A 14,598-nucleotide genomic window follows, 5' to 3' on the forward strand; every position below is an offset into this window, starting at 1 on the left:
TCGCTTCGCGAATATTGTGAAGGAGGTGTTAAACATGGCAGTACCTCAAAGAAGAACGTCCAAAACTCGCCGCGACAAACGTCGCACTCACTTTAAGCTGGCTGTGCCAGGTATGGTAAAATGCGAGCAATGCGGAGAGCTGAAATTGGCTCATCACGTATGCAAAGTGTGCGGATACTACAAAACGAAAGAAATTATTGCTCAATAATTTCCGGGATCTCACAATGGCACTTCATCGCTTGGTGAGGTGCTGTTTTTTTGCACACGTTTAGCTCCTTATAGCAGCGTTTTTCGTTTCTTCTCGGGACGAAGCCGCCTTTAGTTAGGTGGAAGTAACCGTCTAGGCTTGCTTCGCTGCTTACAGAGGCTTTTTTTATAGAGAAGTTTAGTACCAGGTGATAATAGCAGATGTTGGTCTGTTGGGCTGACGTTTTTATAAAATATATGATTGGTGATAAAGGCCGTTTTTGTGCCTGCTCACGCCAGTCCAAGGTGGTGCCGACGATCGAACGAATGCCCAAACGGCAGCGGCATCAGCTGCTTGCCAAACTTATGGAGGAAAATCCGTTCATGACAGACCGGGAGCTTACCAGGCATTTAAAGGTAAGCATCCAAACGATCCGCCTGGATCGGATGGAACTTGGTATTCCCGAACTGCGCGAGCGGCTGAAGCTGATGGCGGAGCGTTCGTACGATACGGTACGGTCATTGCCGCTTCATGAAGTGATAGGTGATATTGTTGATCTTCAGCTGGACAAGAGCGGAATTTCGATCTTTGAAATACGTGAGGAGCATGTGTTCTCGCGAACCGGCATTGCCCGGGGCCATCATGTTTTTGCCCAAGCCAATTCGCTGGCCGTCGCCATTATCGACAATCCCATCGCTTTAACGGTAACGGCGGACATTCGGTTCATTCGCCCGGTAAAATTAGATGAAAAATGCATAGCGAAAGCCTATGTGAGGTCCATTTCCGGCGAACGCTCCAAAGCGAAGGTCGAAATTTTCACGTATGTTGGTGAAGAAATGGTTTTTCAAGGGAATTTTGTGATTTTCCGCTCCGCGGGGGAGGCGGAGAATGAAGGAGGGGACGAACATGCGGATCGCCATTGACGCTATGGGCGGAGATAATGCGCCAGGGCTCATTGTGAAGGGCGTGCTTGAAGCCGCGCACGAGTGGCCGGATACGGAGCTTGTACTGGTTGGCGATACTGCCATCATCGAGCAGCTGATGGGTGGCAATAAGCCAGCCAATATTAGTCTTTGTCATGCCGATGAGGTTATCGGACCTGATGATGAGCCGGTAAAGGCTGTTAGGCGTAAAAAAGGGGCTTCCATGGTCGTGGCGGGACAGCTCGTCCGTGAAAAACGGGCAGATGCGATGCTGTCTGCCGGAAATACCGGAGCATTGATGACGACAGGGCTGCTCGTTGTCGGCCGTCTGGACGGCATTGAGCGCCCGGCGCTCGCGCCTATGCTTCCGACGATGGACGATGTCGGCATGCTGGCGCTTGATTTGGGCGCTAATATGGACGCGAAGCCAGAGCATTTATTGCAATACGCTATTATGGGAAGCATTTATCGCTCCAAAGTGCATGGAATGGAAAAGCCGCGTATCGGGCTGCTCAACGTTGGAACGGAAGCTCGCAAAGGCAATGAGCTGACTAAGGCGGCATACGATTTGCTCGAACAGTCGCCGATTCATTTTATCGGAAATGTTGAGGCAAGAGACGTGCTTAGCCGCAGCTGTGATGTTCTCATTTGCGACGGATTTGCTGGAAATATTATGTTGAAAGCGATGGAAGGCACGGCAGGCAGCCTGTTTGGCTTCATCAAAGACGCTTTTGGCGAAACGCTGCTTACGAAGCTGGCCGGAGCGATTATGCTGCCGAAGCTGCGCAAGCTCAAAAACAAAATGGATTATAAAGAACATGGTAGCGCTCCGCTGCTCGGCTTGAACGGGCTCGTCATGAAATGCCACGGCTCCTCTGACGAGGTAGCTGTCAAAAGCGCGATTCGCCAGGCGCGAATTGCCATTCAAGGCAAGCTGACCGAATCGATCGCAGCGGAAATAAGCGGGAAGTGAGTGTGTTGTGGTGAATTTGCATCCTGTAGGCATTATTGGTACAGGCAAATATGTGCCTGAACGTATTATTACGAATCAGCAGCTTGAACAAATGGTCGAAACGAATGATGAGTGGATCGTTACCCGCACCGGGATTAGCGAGCGCCGGATGGCTGCCCCCGAAGAAGCGACTTCAGACCTCGCTTATCAAGCCTCCAAAGCTGCGATTGCAGCTGCGGGACTTACGGTAGAGGATATCGACCTCATTATCGTGGCGACGATAACACCTGATATGGCGTTTCCATCGACCTCCTGTCTGCTTCAAGAGAAGCTTGGAGCCAAGCAGGCGGCAGCATTCGATCTTTCCGCAGCTTGCTCGGGCTTTATTTATGGCCTTGCGACAGCAACGAGCATGATTTCTTCCGGCTTGTATAAGCATGTGCTTGTTGTTGGCGCAGAGACGCTTTCGCGCATAACGGATTACACAGACCGCAATACATGCATTTTGTTCGGCGACGGTGCGGGTGCGGTTGTGCTTGGCGAGGTGCCAGAAGGCAGAGGCTTCAAGTCTTTCCAGCTCGGAGCGGATGGAGGCGGCGGTGAGCTGCTGAAAGTAAGCGGCGGCGGTTCCCGCATGCCGGCTTCGGAGGAAAGTGTCGCATCACGGCAGCATTTTATCCATATGGCTGGCAATGATGTGTTTAAATTTGCGGTGCGCATTATGGGCAGCGCAGCAGAGGAAGCGCTTCGCAAAGCGGATATGACGAAGGATCAAATCGATCTGCTTATTCCGCATCAGGCGAATATCCGAATCATTCAATCGGCGCTTAACCGTCTGAATTTGTCTGAAGAGAAATGCATGATTAATTTGAACAACTATGGCAATATGTCGGCAGCATCGATTCCGGTTGCGCTGGCAGAAGCGGTTGAGCAGAATCGTGTGAAAGAAGGAGACGCTCTCGTATTCGTCGGCTTTGGCGGCGGACTGACTTGGGGAGCTTCTGTATTGATTTGGTAACGGAGGGATTGCAGGATGGGTAAAACCGCTTTTGTATTTCCAGGACAAGGCGCTCAGGCTGTAGGGATGGGCAAAGATGTTTATGAAGCGTTCGCGCGCTCGCGCCAGGTTTTTGAACAGGCAGACGAAGCGCTTGGCTTCAAGCTGAGCGAGATTATTTTTGACGGGCCGGAAGAAACGCTAAAGCAGACGGCGAATACGCAGCCTGCGCTGCTTACGGTAAGCGTCGCGCTGCTGCAAGCGCTAGAAGGCCGCGGTTTGAAAGCGGACTATGTAGCGGGCCACAGCCTTGGGGAGTACAGCGCGCTAGTAGCATCGGGCGTTTTGTCCTTTGAGGACGCCGTTCGTACGGTGCGTTCCCGCGGGCTCTTTATGGAGCAGGCGGTACCGGGCGGACATGGCGCAATGGCAGCTGTGCTTGGCGCAGAGCGCGAGGCGCTTGCCGAGCTATGCCGTACAGTGACGGCAGAAGGCCATGTTGTCGAGCTTGCGAACGTGAACTGCCCAGGGCAGATCGTCGTTTCCGGTTCTGCGGCTGGTGTTCAGGCGATTGTCGAACGCGGCAAGGAAGCAGGATTCAAGCGGGTCATTCCGCTTGAGGTTAGCGGCCCCTTCCATTCATCGCTTATGAAGCCTGCTGCCCAGCAGCTTGCTGGCGTATTGGCAGACGTAAGCATGAGCGATGCAGCTGTGCCTGTTGTAGCTAACGTTACTGCTAGTGCAGTGACGGATGCGGCGGAACTTCGCGGACTGCTGGTCGAGCAAGTCTACTCGCCCGTACTGTGGGAAGACAGCGTTCGTTATTTAATCGCGGAAGGCGTAGATACTTTCGTGGAAATCGGTTCAGGCACGGTGCTTGCCGGCTTGATCAAAAAAATCGATAAATCCGTCAAGGTGATCTCGCTTAACAGCATTGCAGCTCTGGATGCTTTGCAAGCAGCCGAATAGGGGAGGTTTTATCATGTTCGCGAATTTGGAAGGCAAGAAGGCGCTTGTAACGGGCGCTTCCCGTGGAATTGGCAGAGCGATTGCGATCGCGCTGGCAGAAGCCGGGGCCGATGTGGCCATTAACTATTCGGGCAGCGAGGCAGCCGCCGCTGAGACAGCTCAAGCTGTAGAGGCGCTTGGACGCCGTGCAATTGTACTGCAGGCTAATGTAGGCAAGGCGGCTGAATTCGAGGCTATGGTCAAGGATGTGCTGGAGCAGTTCGGTGCTATTGATATTTTGGTGAATAATGCCGGAATTACAAGAGACAACCTGATCATGCGTATGAAGGAAGAGGAATTTGACCAAGTTATTGAGACGAACTTGAAGGGCGTATTCAATGGCATCAAGGCGGTTACTCGTCCAATGATGAAGCAGCGTTCAGGCCGCATTATTAATATTTCATCCGTCGTTGGGGTGCTTGGCAATCCTGGACAAGCTAACTATGTTGCCGCTAAGGCTGGCGTTATTGGCCTTACGAAAGCTAGCGCGAAGGAACTGGCTTCGCGAGGCATTACGGTCAACTGCGTCGCGCCAGGCTTCATTCAGACTGAAATGACGGACAAGCTTCCAGAAGAAATGAAGGAATCGCTTGCCGGTCAAATTCCGCTTGCGCGCCTTGGCAGCCCTGAGGATATTGCAGCAGCTGTGCGTTTTCTGGCGTCTGATGTAGCAGGCTATATGACGGGTCAAACCATTCATGTAGATGGCGGCATGTACATGTAAAAAAAGTGCCGCAGAGGCCTTGCCGGGAATTAAAACGGTTACGTATGGCATTTTAGTTTTAATTCTCGTATAATACCAAAGAGGAGGTGAACCGGATGTCCGAAGTAATAGATCGCGTAAAACGTATCGTTGTAGACCGCCTAGGTGTAGACGAAGCGGAAGTAACGCTTGAAGCTTCATTTAAAGATGACCTCGGCGCTGACTCGCTCGATGTCGTGGAATTGGTCATGGAGCTTGAAGACGAGTTCGATATGGAGATCTCTGATGAAGATGCAGAGAAAATCACAACAGTAGGAGAAGTTGTTAAATACATACAATCTCTTAACTAAGGAAGCCTGGGTCCCGTTGTCACAAACGGGACTTCTCTCCATCTAGGGCATGTGATTATGAATACGAATAAATGAGCGTAAGAGCTATTTATATATAAAAGATACAGCGCAGCAGCGTGTTATCTATATTGCAGTTCATAGAGGTGAATCGAAATGAAGCAAAGAGTTGTCGTTACAGGTATGGGAGTTATGACTTCCCTCGGATATGAGCTTGAGGAGTTTTGGGGCAATTTGCTCGCAGGCAAGTCTGGTGTGTCCGTTGTGGAAGCGTTCGATTTTTCGGAATACCCTACGTACATTGCCGCAGAAATCAAAAACTTCAATCCGGAGGATTTCGGATTGGACAAGAAGGAAGCGCGCCGTATGGACCGCTTCGTGCAGTTCGCTGCGGTAGCCAGCCAATTGGCGGTTAAGGATGCAGATTTGAAAATCGGTGAAAACGCTGATGAAGAACGCGTAGGCGTTATGATTGGTTCCGGTATTGGCGGCCTGGGCACTTGGGAAGATCAGCATAATATTTTGCTGGAAAAAGGCCCGAAGCGCGTCAGCCCGTTTTTTATTCCAATGATGATTGCCAATATGGCATCTGGTCAAGTATCCATGCTGACTGGCGCGAAAGGCCCGAACAGCACGGCGGTTACCGCTTGTGCGACAGGCACGCATTCCATTGGTGATTCTTATAAGATGATTATGCGCGGCGACGCTGATGTCATGCTGTGCGGCGGTGCTGAGGCGACTATCCGTCCAACGGGAATGGCCGGCTTCTGCTCCATGCGCGCCATGTCCGTTCGCAATGATGAGCCAAGCAAAGCAAGCCGTCCTTTCGATATAGACCGCGATGGTTTCGTTATGGGCGAGGGTGCAGGCGTGCTTGTATTGGAATCACTCGAGCATGCCCAAAAACGTGGAGCTCGGATCTACGCTGAAATTATTGGCTATGGCATGAGCGGCGATGCGCATCATATGACAGAGCCTGATCCAGACGGCGCAGCACGCTGTATGGTGAAAGCGCTCAAAGATGCTGGACTTGCTCCAGAAGAAATCGATTATATTAATGCTCACGGCACTTCAACGCCAGTAGGCGACCGTTCGGAGACGAAAGCGATTAAGAAAGCATTTGGCGACCATGCTTATAAGCTGGCAGTCAGCTCGACGAAGTCGATGACGGGACATTTGCTTGGCGCAGCCGGCGGAGTGGAAGCGGTTATTTTAGGCTTGACGCTGCAAAACGGTATCATTGCACCAACGATTAACTTAGACAACCAAGATCCAGAATGTGATTTGGATTATGTGCCGAATGAGCCGCGCAAAGCGGATGTTCGTATCGCAATGTCCAACTCCTTCGGTTTTGGCGGTCATAATGCGACGATCGTGATGAAAGTTTATGAAGCATGATTCTCTAAGCGAGCTGCAGTCGCGTCTGGGGCTACGCTTCAAACAACATAGGCTGCTGAAGCAAGCTTTCACGCATACGTCGTATGTAAATGAGCATAAACATGGCACAATCGAGCATAATGAGCGTTTGGAGTTTTTGGGCGATGCGGTATTGCAGCTGCTCGTCTCGGAATTTCTGTTTCGCTCATATCCACGTCGGCCGGAGGGCGAGCTTACGCGTATGCGCGCCTCGGTCGTATGTGAACCGTCACTTGCCCTTTTTGCGGAACGGCTCGCTCTTGGCGCCTACGTCCTGCTGGGACGGGGCGAAGAGCAGCTGGGCGGCAGACAAAGGCCGGCACTGCTGGCGGATTTGTTTGAAGCGTTTGTCGGTGCGATTTTTCTCGATGCGGGTATGGACCGGGCCCGTGCTTTTCTTGAAGAGCATGTGTTTCCATTCATCGAATCGAACGATTACGGACTGCTCGTGAAGGATTTCAAATCCAAGCTGCAGGAGCGCGCCCAGCATCATGGGCTCGGTACGGTAGAATACCGGATTACCGAGGAGCGCGGACCGGCGCATGATCGCGAGTTTGTCGTGGAAGTGATTTTGGGTGATGCCAGATGCGGCAGCGGCAGCGGTCGGACGAAGAAGGAAGCGGAGCAGCGCGCAGCGGAAGAAGCGTGGCACTCCCTTTCCGCTCAGCCGTAAAGAGGAAGCTATAGGAAGAGGCTACCAGGATTGTTACAAATCCTGGTAGCCTCTTTTTTTATTGTAAGAAAGGATGCTAGAAGGCATAAAGTGAGGTTATCCGGCGTCTGGATTTTGTGGTACAATAGCGGGTGAGGTGAAAGACAATTTATGTTCCTTAAGCGTATTGAACTAGCAGGTTTTAAATCGTTTGCCGATAAGACGGAGATGGAGTTCGTAACGGGGATTACGGCAGTGGTTGGCCCTAACGGCAGCGGCAAAAGCAATATTTCCGACGGCATCCGCTGGGTGCTCGGCGAGCAAAGCGCCAAAAGCCTTCGCGGCGGCAAAATGGAAGATATTATTTTCGCCGGAAGCGATGCGCGCAAAGCAGTCAATTATGGCGAAGTGTCGCTGACGCTCGACAATACGGATGGAGCACTGCCACTGGAGTACAATGAGGTGACAGTAACCCGCCGTGTCCATCGCAGCGGTGACAGTGAATATATGATTAACAAGCAATCATGCCGGCTCAAGGATATTACAGAGCTGTTTATGGATACGGGAATCGGCAAGGAAGCTTATTCGATTATCGGACAAGGCCGAATTGAGGAAATACTAAGCACTAGGTCTGAGGATCGCCGTGGTATTTTTGAAGAAGCTTCCGGTATCGTTAAATATAAATCGCGCAAGCGTGAAGCGCAGAAGAAGCTTGATGAGACGGAGCAGAACCTGCTGCGCATTCACGATTTGGTTACTGAGCTCGAAGACCAGGTAGGGCCGCTCAAGGAACAATCGGAGAAAGCGATTCATTATAAAGCGCTGCGGGAGCAGCTGCGAACGAAAGAAATTTCCATGTACGTTCACAACATTGATTCGGTCCATAAATCTTGGTCGGAGGCAAATGCCAAGCTGGAGGTGCTCAAGCAAAGCGAGCTGGAGCTGTCAACGGTTGTGAGCAAGCATGATGCGCATTTGGAGAAGGATCGCCTTGCGCTGCGCGAAATTGAGGAGAAGCTCGACCGCCTTCATGAAGCGATGCTGCAATATAGCGAGGATTATGAAAAATGCGAAGGCTACGGCGAGGTTTTGAAGGAACGCAAACGCAACTTGGAGCATAACAAGCTGCAGCTTGAGGAATCTGCTGCGTCTCAGGATGCCCGCATTGGCACGCTGATGCAGGAAGAGGCGGAATTCCGCAGCCGTGCAGCTGCTCTGGAGCTGCAGCTTGCCGATTTGAAGTCGAAGCTGGCTGAAGAGGAAGACCGTCTTATTGGCGTTGTTGGCGGAGCTGCGCCGGATGCCGAGGAGACGCTGAAGGGCGAGCTGCTTGATGTGCTTAGTGCAATGGCGGAGCTGCGCAACGAAATTCGGTATGCCCAGCAGCAGAAGGAAGCTGTTGGACGGCGGATGGAGCGTCTTGGCGAGGATGAGCTGAAGTGGAAAGAGCAGAAGCGGAAAAGTGGAGCTAGACGTGCGCAGTTGGAAGCACAGCTGGAAGCGATTTTGAAAGATATTAATGGCGCTCGCAACAAATACATAGATGAGGCTGAAAAAGCGAAGCAGACCGGGCAGTATGTAGATGAAGCGGCTGCTGCTATTCGCAAATGGGAGCAAAAAATCGACGCCAGCATTTCCCGTCGCGATACGATGAAAGAAATGCAGGATGCACTCGACGGTTTTATGCACGGCGTTCGGGAGGTGCTCAAGGCGTCGCGCCGCACTTCGGGCGGCATTAGCGGCGTTCATGGCGCGGTTGCTGAACTGGTTCGCGTGCCAGAGCGGATCGAGGTAGCGGTTGAAACAGCGCTTGGCGGTGCGCTTCAGCATGTGGTCATGGAGGATGAGAAGACAGCTCGCGCAGCGATTGCATTTTTGAAGCAGCGTCAGCTCGGCCGGGCTACTTTTCTGCCTCTCGATGTCATTCGCGGAAGGCAAGTGCCTGAGCATGACAGACGACTTGCTGAAAACGCAGAAGGTTTTGTAGGCGTTGCTGCTGATCTGGTCTCTTGCGACCCGCAATATAAGTCTATTATTCAAAACTTGCTCGGCAATGTATTGCTTGCTGAAAATTTGGAGCAGGCGAACCGTATCGCTTCAAAATGTCAATATCGCTACCGGGTTGTAACGCTAGAGGGCGATGTTGTAAATGCCGGGGGTTCGATGACAGGCGGAAGCTTGCAGAAAAAAGGAGCAAGCTTGCTTGGACGGCAGCGGCAAATTGAAGGGCTGGATGAGGAAATTACGGCAGCTGAGGCAACGATGAAGCAGCTCCGCGACAAGCTCAGCGACCTACGCAAGGAGCAGTCGATCCGATCGCAAAATATGGAGGAGCTGCGCTCGCGTTCGGAGCAATCGCGTATTGACGAGCAGCAGGTGCGGGCAGAGCTTCAGCAGATGCTGTCTGAGGAAAAGCAGCTTAATGAGCAGGAGCAGCTGTATTCCGCTGATCGCAGCAGCCATTTGGCTGAGCAGCAAACGATGCAGGCTACTACCGAGCAGGCGCAGGCGAAGCTTGAGAAGCTGGTAGCAGATGAAGCTAGGCTGCAGGAGGCGATCAAGCTTGCCGAGGAGCGCCGCAAAGCGAGCGAAACGGCGAAGGAAGCACTGCAAGGCCAGCTGACCGATTTGAAAATCAGCTCAGCCAAGACAGACCAAGAAAAGCAGTCGTTTGAAGACCAAGCCGCCCGTGTTCGGGCTGATATTGTACGAGCGAAGCAGGAGCTTGGCAATGTCCGTTCCCTGCTTGCACAGCAGGAAGAGGAGATTGCTCGCCATGCAGACGAGAGCGTGCAGCAGGTGGAGCAGCTTAATCACCTGAAGCTTAAGAAGCAGGAATGCGCGGAGCAGACGGATTTGCAGCGTTCGGCAAGAGCGGATCGAATCCGTGAGCTGGAACAGGGCGAGAGCGAGACGAAGGAGCAGCGTACGCAGCTCCGGCAAATCGAGGAGCAGCTGCGCCAAAATGAAATCGCCGCCAATCGCCTTGATGTGGAGCTAGACAATTTGCTGCGCAAGCTCAGCGAGGAATACGAGCTAAGCATTGAGCTGGCGAGAGAGCAATACCCTGTGCCTGAAGATGTCATTGGTACACAAAATCTAGTTCGTGATTTGAAGCGCCAAATTACGATGCTAGGCGACGTGAATCTGGGCGCTATTGACGAGTATGAGCGCGTCAAGGAGCGTTATGAGTTTTTATCAGAGCAGAAGGATGATCTGGTAGAAGCCAAGACGACGCTTTATCAAGTTATTCGCGAGATGGACGATGAAATGTCGAAACGGTTCAAAACGACCTTTGAAGCGATCAGAGGCCACTTCAGCATCGTGTTTGCCAAGCTGTTCGGCGGCGGCCGGGCAGATCTTGTTCTGGTCGAGCCGGATCGCGTGCTCGATACGGGTATCGATATTGTAGCGCAGCCGCCAGGCAAGAAGCTGCAAAACTTGCAGCTTCTCTCCGGCGGTGAGCGGGCGCTTACGGCAATTGCGCTGCTGTTTGCAATTTTGCAGGTGAAGCCAGTGCCTTTCTGCGTATTGGATGAGGTAGAGGCAGCGCTTGATGAAGCGAATGTATCGAGGTTTGCCCAATATTTGCGTGAATTTTCCGAGCTCACGCAGTTTATCGTCGTTACCCACCGCAAAGGCACGATGGAGGAAGCCGATGTGCTTTATGGCGTAACGATGGAGGAAGGCGGCGTATCGAAGCTCGTATCGGTCCGTCTGGAGGAAGAAGAGGAGCAGGCTACCGCGTAGCATGCGGCTCTAAGAATGAGGAAATCATATAGCATAGTTACGAAGACGGAGGAGCAATCGCGATGAGTTTTTTCAAAAGATTGAAGGAAAGCATCGCTTCCAAGACGGAAGCGGTCACGACGATATTTAAAGAAGGGTTATCCAAAACCCGCACAGCGTTTGTCGAAAAAGTAGAAGAGCTCATTACGCGCCGGAAAAAGATTGACGAGGAGTTTTACGAGGAGCTTGAAGAAATTTTGATTGGCGCCGATGTAGGCGTCAATACCGTGATGAAGCTGATTGACGAGCTGCGTGCAGAAGTGAAAAAACGCAAAATCGAAGATGCGGCGGATTTGCAGCCGGTATTGTCGGAGAAGCTCGTTGAGTTGCTGAGGGGTGATGACAACGAGAAAACAGCGCTTCGCATGTCGGGTAGCGGCATTACTGTTATTTTGTTCGTCGGCGTCAATGGCGTTGGCAAAACGACGACGATCGGCAAGCTGGCCTACAAGTATAAAAATGAGGGCAAAAGCGTCCTGCTGGCAGCGGGCGATACGTTCCGCGCTGGTGCCATTGAGCAGCTGGAGGTGTGGGGCCAGCGCGTAGGCGTTGACGTCATTAAGCAGCAGTCCGGCTCCGATCCGGCAGCCGTCATGTTTGATGCGGTGCAGGCGGCGAAGCAGCGGGGCGTAGATATTTTGCTTTGCGACACAGCGGGAAGGCTGCAAAACAAGTCCAATTTGATGGAAGAGCTCAATAAAATTTTCCGCGTCATTCAGCGTGAAATTCCAGATGCGCCTCATGAGGTGCTGCTGGTGCTCGATGCGACTACTGGCCAAAATGCACTCAGCCAAGCGAAGCTGTTCGGCGAGAAAAGCGGCGTAACCGGCCTCGTATTGACGAAGCTTGATGGTACAGCTAAAGGCGGCATCGTCATTGCTATCCGCAATGAGCTGAATTTGCCTGTGAAGCTGGTAGGCTTAGGCGAGAAGATGACGGATTTGCAACAGTTTGATTCGGAGCAGTTTGTACATGCCTTGTTTGCGGGCCTTATCAAGGATCAAGAGGGATCGGAAGAGGCGGAAACGCAGCAGTAAATAAGCTTTTTGAAAATATAAGAATGTATAAGTTTCCCCTTTATACTCCGCTTATATTTCACCGCGAAACGTTAGCTTTACCGCCAGAGGACGGCTTTCGGCCGTTTACGCTTGGTCTAAAATGCATCCATTTAGGGATGACAAGGTTTAAAGCTTGACAGTGCCTGCTTCAATCGTGTAAGATAAGAGACGTTGCTTAGGTGTAAAGGATTTACCCTTGACGGGAAGGAGCAAAGGTCATGAATGCTAGTGAACCAGACGCCCTTGCGAAGACGACCCGAATTAATTTATTGTTTGACTTTTATGAGCCCCTGCTCACTGAGAAGCAGAGGACTTCACTTAAATATTATTTTCACGATGATTTCTCGCTTGGGGAAATTGCAGCGGAATCCGGCATTAGCAGGCAGGCGGTTTATGAGCATGTGAAGCGCGCGGTGCAGGTGCTTGAAAGCTACGAGGGAAAGCTTCGCTTGCTGGAGAAGCATGAAGCGCTGCAGCAGCTTGCCGAACATCTGGGAAATAGCGTAACAGAGCTTTCCCTTGGTATGGATGCCAAGCAGGGAATTCTAGATATAATTGAGCAATTAATAACGACGAACAACAGGTAAGGAAATAACGGAGGTGATGGATCATGGCGGCATTTGAAAGCTTGTCAAGCCGATTGCAAAACGTTTTTAGCAAGCTGAAGGGCAAAGGCAAAGTATCCGATGCTGATGTAAACGAGGCGATGCGTGAAGTACGTCTTGCGCTGCTGGAGGCAGACGTTAACTTTAAAGTCGTCAAAGATTTTATCGCCAAAGTAAAGGAACAGGCTATTGGTCAGGAAGTGGAGAAAAGCTTTACTCCAGGCATGGTCATTATTAACATCGTTAATAAAGAACTGACCGAGCTGATGGGCGGTACGCAAAGCAAGCTGGCGAAAGCGAATAAACCGCCAACGGTTATTATGATGGTCGGCTTGCAGGGCGCAGGTAAAACAACAACGTCCGGCAAGCTTGCCAAGCTTCTACAGAAGAGCAATCATAAGCCTTTGCTTGTAGCCTGCGATATTTATCGTCCAGCTGCAATCAAGCAGCTGCAAGTGCTCGGCGAGCAAATCAATGCTCCGGTGTTTGCGCTTGGCGATCAAGCTTCTCCGGTAGAAATTGCGAAGCAGGGCTTGCAGCATGCGAAAGATAATCATAATGACTATGTCATTATTGATACAGCGGGCCGGCTTCATATTGACGAAACGCTGATGGACGAGCTGAAGCAAATTCATCAGCTGGTTAAGCCTGATGAAGTGCTGCTCGTTGTTGACTCCATGACAGGTCAAGATGCAGTCAACGTAGCACAAAGCTTCCATGAGCAGCTTGAGCTGACCGGTGTTGTATTGACGAAGCTTGATGGCGATACCCGCGGTGGTGCGGCATTATCCGTTAAAGCTGTAACAGGCCAGCCAATCAAGTTTGCTGCTATGGGCGAGAAGATCGATTCGCTTGAGCCGTTCTATCCAGACCGGATGGCATCGCGGATTCTCGGCATGGGCGACATGCTTTCTCTTATCGAGAAGGCCCAGATGAACATTGATGCTGACAAAGCTGCCGAGATGGAGCGCAAAATGCGCACGGCCGAGTTTACATTTGATGATTTTCTGGAGCAGATGGCGCAGGTTCGCAATTTGGGGCCGATTGACCAGTTGATGGATATGTTGCCAGGGATGGGCAAGGTCAAAGGCCTTAAAGACATGAAAATCGATGAGAAGCAAATCGGCCGTATTGAGGCGATTGTGCGCTCGATGACGAAGGAAGAAAAGACGAAGCCGGAAATTCTTAACCACAGCCGCCGGAAGAGGGTTGCTGCTGGAAGCGGAACATCGGTTGCCGAAGTCAATCGACTGATCAAGCAGTTCGATGACATGCGCAAAATGATGAAGCAGTTTTCGTCCATGATGGGGCCTAAAGGCCTTAAGGGCGGCAAGAAGGGCCTTAAAGGCATGCTGGGCAAAGGCATGAAGTTTCCGTTTTAAATAGCAAATAGGTTTATTAGTTGAAGGAGGTGAATTTCACATGGCAGTACGTATTCGTTTGAAACGTATGGGTGCTCACAAAGCCCCTTTTTATCGCGTAGTTGTTTCTAACTCCCGTTCGCCGCGCGACGGTCGCTTTATCGAGGAGATCGGTACTTATAACCCGGTTGCACAACCGGCTCAAGTATCCATCAACGAAGAAAAAGCTTTGAAATGGCTGCAAAACGGAGCGCAAGCTTCGGATACAGCTCGCGACTTGCTTTCCAAAGCAGGCGTAATGAAAAAGTTCCATGAGCTTAAGCAACAGAAATAACTGTTGAACAGCGGAGGGCCTTTATAATGAAAGAATTGATTCTTGTCATAGCAAAGGCGTTAGTGGATCATCCGGAAGACGTAAACGTGAAGGAAAGAGACGATGACCGCGGCATCGTATATGAGCTGTCGGTTCATGCGGAGGATGTCGGTAAAATTATCGGCAAGCAAGGCCGCATCGCGAAAGCGATGCGTACGGTTGTAACCTCCGCAGCTGTCAAATCAGAGAAGCGGGTTATCGTGGACATCATATCGTAAAACGCATTC

The 14,598-nt window shown here is 51.4% G+C and carries 15 protein-coding genes; all 15 read left to right on the forward strand.

Annotated features, from left to right (window positions below):
- Positions 1–34 precede the first annotated feature (34 nt).
- The 15 genes from rpmF (at position 35) to AC50X8_RS20575 (ending at position 14,589) form a co-directional block, all read left to right on the forward strand.
- On the forward strand, positions 35–208 hold the full coding sequence (gene rpmF, locus AC50X8_RS20505) for a 50S ribosomal protein L32 (RefSeq protein WP_042160385.1): 174 nt from the start codon (positions 35–37) through the stop codon (positions 206–208).
- 305 nt (positions 209–513) lie between these two features.
- Positions 514–1,110 (forward strand): transcription factor FapR, encoded by a 597-nt coding sequence (gene fapR / locus AC50X8_RS20510; RefSeq protein ID WP_494864019.1) that lies wholly within the window; start codon positions 514–516, stop codon positions 1,108–1,110.
- Positions 1,094–2,083 carry a phosphate acyltransferase PlsX gene (plsX, locus tag AC50X8_RS20515; protein WP_056038340.1) on the forward strand — a complete coding sequence of 330 codons (990 nt, stop codon included), beginning with the start codon at positions 1,094–1,096 and terminating at the stop codon, positions 2,081–2,083. Before fapR ends, plsX begins: the two co-directional genes overlap by 17 nt.
- Before the next feature lie 10 nt (positions 2,084–2,093).
- Complete coding sequence (locus tag AC50X8_RS20520) at positions 2,094–3,080, forward strand: beta-ketoacyl-ACP synthase III (RefSeq protein ID WP_056039075.1); 987 nt, start codon at positions 2,094–2,096, stop codon at positions 3,078–3,080.
- 15 nt (positions 3,081–3,095) lie between these two features.
- A complete protein-coding gene (gene fabD, locus AC50X8_RS20525) occupies positions 3,096–4,028 on the forward strand; it encodes an ACP S-malonyltransferase (protein ID WP_494881226.1) in 933 nt (310 codons plus the stop codon).
- Between the two features lie 13 nt (positions 4,029–4,041).
- Positions 4,042–4,791: a 3-oxoacyl-[acyl-carrier-protein] reductase gene (gene fabG, locus AC50X8_RS20530; protein ID WP_056038335.1), complete on the forward strand. Its 750-nt coding sequence runs from the start codon at positions 4,042–4,044 to the stop codon at positions 4,789–4,791.
- A 95-nt stretch (positions 4,792–4,886) separates the two neighbouring features.
- A complete protein-coding gene (gene acpP / locus AC50X8_RS20535; RefSeq protein ID WP_046230681.1) occupies positions 4,887–5,120 on the forward strand; it encodes an acyl carrier protein in 234 nt (77 codons plus the stop codon).
- Positions 5,121–5,273: 153 nt separating this feature from the next.
- A complete protein-coding gene (gene fabF, locus AC50X8_RS20540) occupies positions 5,274–6,515 on the forward strand; it encodes a beta-ketoacyl-ACP synthase II (RefSeq protein WP_056038332.1) in 1,242 nt (413 codons plus the stop codon).
- Positions 6,505–7,206 carry a ribonuclease III gene (gene rnc, locus AC50X8_RS20545; protein ID WP_056038330.1) on the forward strand — a complete coding sequence of 234 codons (702 nt, stop codon included), beginning with the start codon at positions 6,505–6,507 and terminating at the stop codon, positions 7,204–7,206. The genes fabF and rnc overlap by 11 nt, the downstream gene beginning before the upstream one ends.
- Before the next feature lie 150 nt (positions 7,207–7,356).
- Complete coding sequence (smc, locus tag AC50X8_RS20550; RefSeq protein WP_056038327.1) at positions 7,357–10,935, forward strand: chromosome segregation protein SMC; 3,579 nt, start codon at positions 7,357–7,359, stop codon at positions 10,933–10,935.
- Positions 10,936–10,997: 62 nt separating this feature from the next.
- Positions 10,998–12,011 (forward strand): signal recognition particle-docking protein FtsY, encoded by a 1,014-nt coding sequence (ftsY, locus tag AC50X8_RS20555; protein WP_056038324.1) that lies wholly within the window; start codon positions 10,998–11,000, stop codon positions 12,009–12,011.
- Between the two features lie 239 nt (positions 12,012–12,250).
- Entirely contained in the window at positions 12,251–12,619 is a 369-nt protein-coding gene (ylxM, locus tag AC50X8_RS20560; protein WP_494881228.1) for a YlxM family DNA-binding protein, read from the forward strand.
- A gap of 23 nt (positions 12,620–12,642) precedes the next feature.
- Positions 12,643–14,019 carry a signal recognition particle protein gene (ffh, locus tag AC50X8_RS20565; RefSeq protein ID WP_056038318.1) on the forward strand — a complete coding sequence of 459 codons (1,377 nt, stop codon included), beginning with the start codon at positions 12,643–12,645 and terminating at the stop codon, positions 14,017–14,019.
- A gap of 40 nt (positions 14,020–14,059) precedes the next feature.
- On the forward strand, positions 14,060–14,332 hold the full coding sequence (gene rpsP, locus AC50X8_RS20570; RefSeq protein ID WP_046230688.1) for a 30S ribosomal protein S16: 273 nt from the start codon (positions 14,060–14,062) through the stop codon (positions 14,330–14,332).
- Between the two features lie 26 nt (positions 14,333–14,358).
- Positions 14,359–14,589 carry a KH domain-containing protein gene (locus AC50X8_RS20575; RefSeq protein ID WP_056038316.1) on the forward strand — a complete coding sequence of 77 codons (231 nt, stop codon included), beginning with the start codon at positions 14,359–14,361 and terminating at the stop codon, positions 14,587–14,589.
- Positions 14,590–14,598: the final 9 nt, after the last annotated feature.

This window comes from Paenibacillus sp. JT22N15 (assembly GCF_059383755.1).

Bases quoted from the DNA above. Each gene is read 5' to 3' on its own strand.
- rpmF (WP_042160385.1), top strand. From the start codon at position 35: ATGGCAGTACCTCAAAGAAGAACGTCCAAAACTCGCCGCGACAAACGT.
- fapR (WP_494864019.1), top strand. From the start codon at position 514: ATGCCCAAACGGCAGCGGCATCAGCTGCTTGCCAAACTTATGGAGGAA.
- plsX (WP_056038340.1), top strand. From the start codon at position 1,094: ATGCGGATCGCCATTGACGCTATGGGCGGAGATAATGCGCCAGGGCTC.
- fabD (WP_494881226.1), top strand. From the start codon at position 3,096: ATGGGTAAAACCGCTTTTGTATTTCCAGGACAAGGCGCTCAGGCTGTA.
- fabG (WP_056038335.1), top strand. From the start codon at position 4,042: ATGTTCGCGAATTTGGAAGGCAAGAAGGCGCTTGTAACGGGCGCTTCC.
- acpP (WP_046230681.1), top strand. From the start codon at position 4,887: ATGTCCGAAGTAATAGATCGCGTAAAACGTATCGTTGTAGACCGCCTA.
- fabF (WP_056038332.1), top strand. From the start codon at position 5,274: ATGAAGCAAAGAGTTGTCGTTACAGGTATGGGAGTTATGACTTCCCTC.
- rnc (WP_056038330.1), top strand. From the start codon at position 6,505: ATGAAGCATGATTCTCTAAGCGAGCTGCAGTCGCGTCTGGGGCTACGC.
- smc (WP_056038327.1), top strand. From the start codon at position 7,357: ATGTTCCTTAAGCGTATTGAACTAGCAGGTTTTAAATCGTTTGCCGAT.
- ftsY (WP_056038324.1), top strand. From the start codon at position 10,998: ATGAGTTTTTTCAAAAGATTGAAGGAAAGCATCGCTTCCAAGACGGAA.
- ylxM (WP_494881228.1), top strand. From the start codon at position 12,251: ATGAATGCTAGTGAACCAGACGCCCTTGCGAAGACGACCCGAATTAAT.
- ffh (WP_056038318.1), top strand. From the start codon at position 12,643: ATGGCGGCATTTGAAAGCTTGTCAAGCCGATTGCAAAACGTTTTTAGC.
- rpsP (WP_046230688.1), top strand. From the start codon at position 14,060: ATGGCAGTACGTATTCGTTTGAAACGTATGGGTGCTCACAAAGCCCCT.
- AC50X8_RS20575 (WP_056038316.1), top strand. From the start codon at position 14,359: ATGAAAGAATTGATTCTTGTCATAGCAAAGGCGTTAGTGGATCATCCG.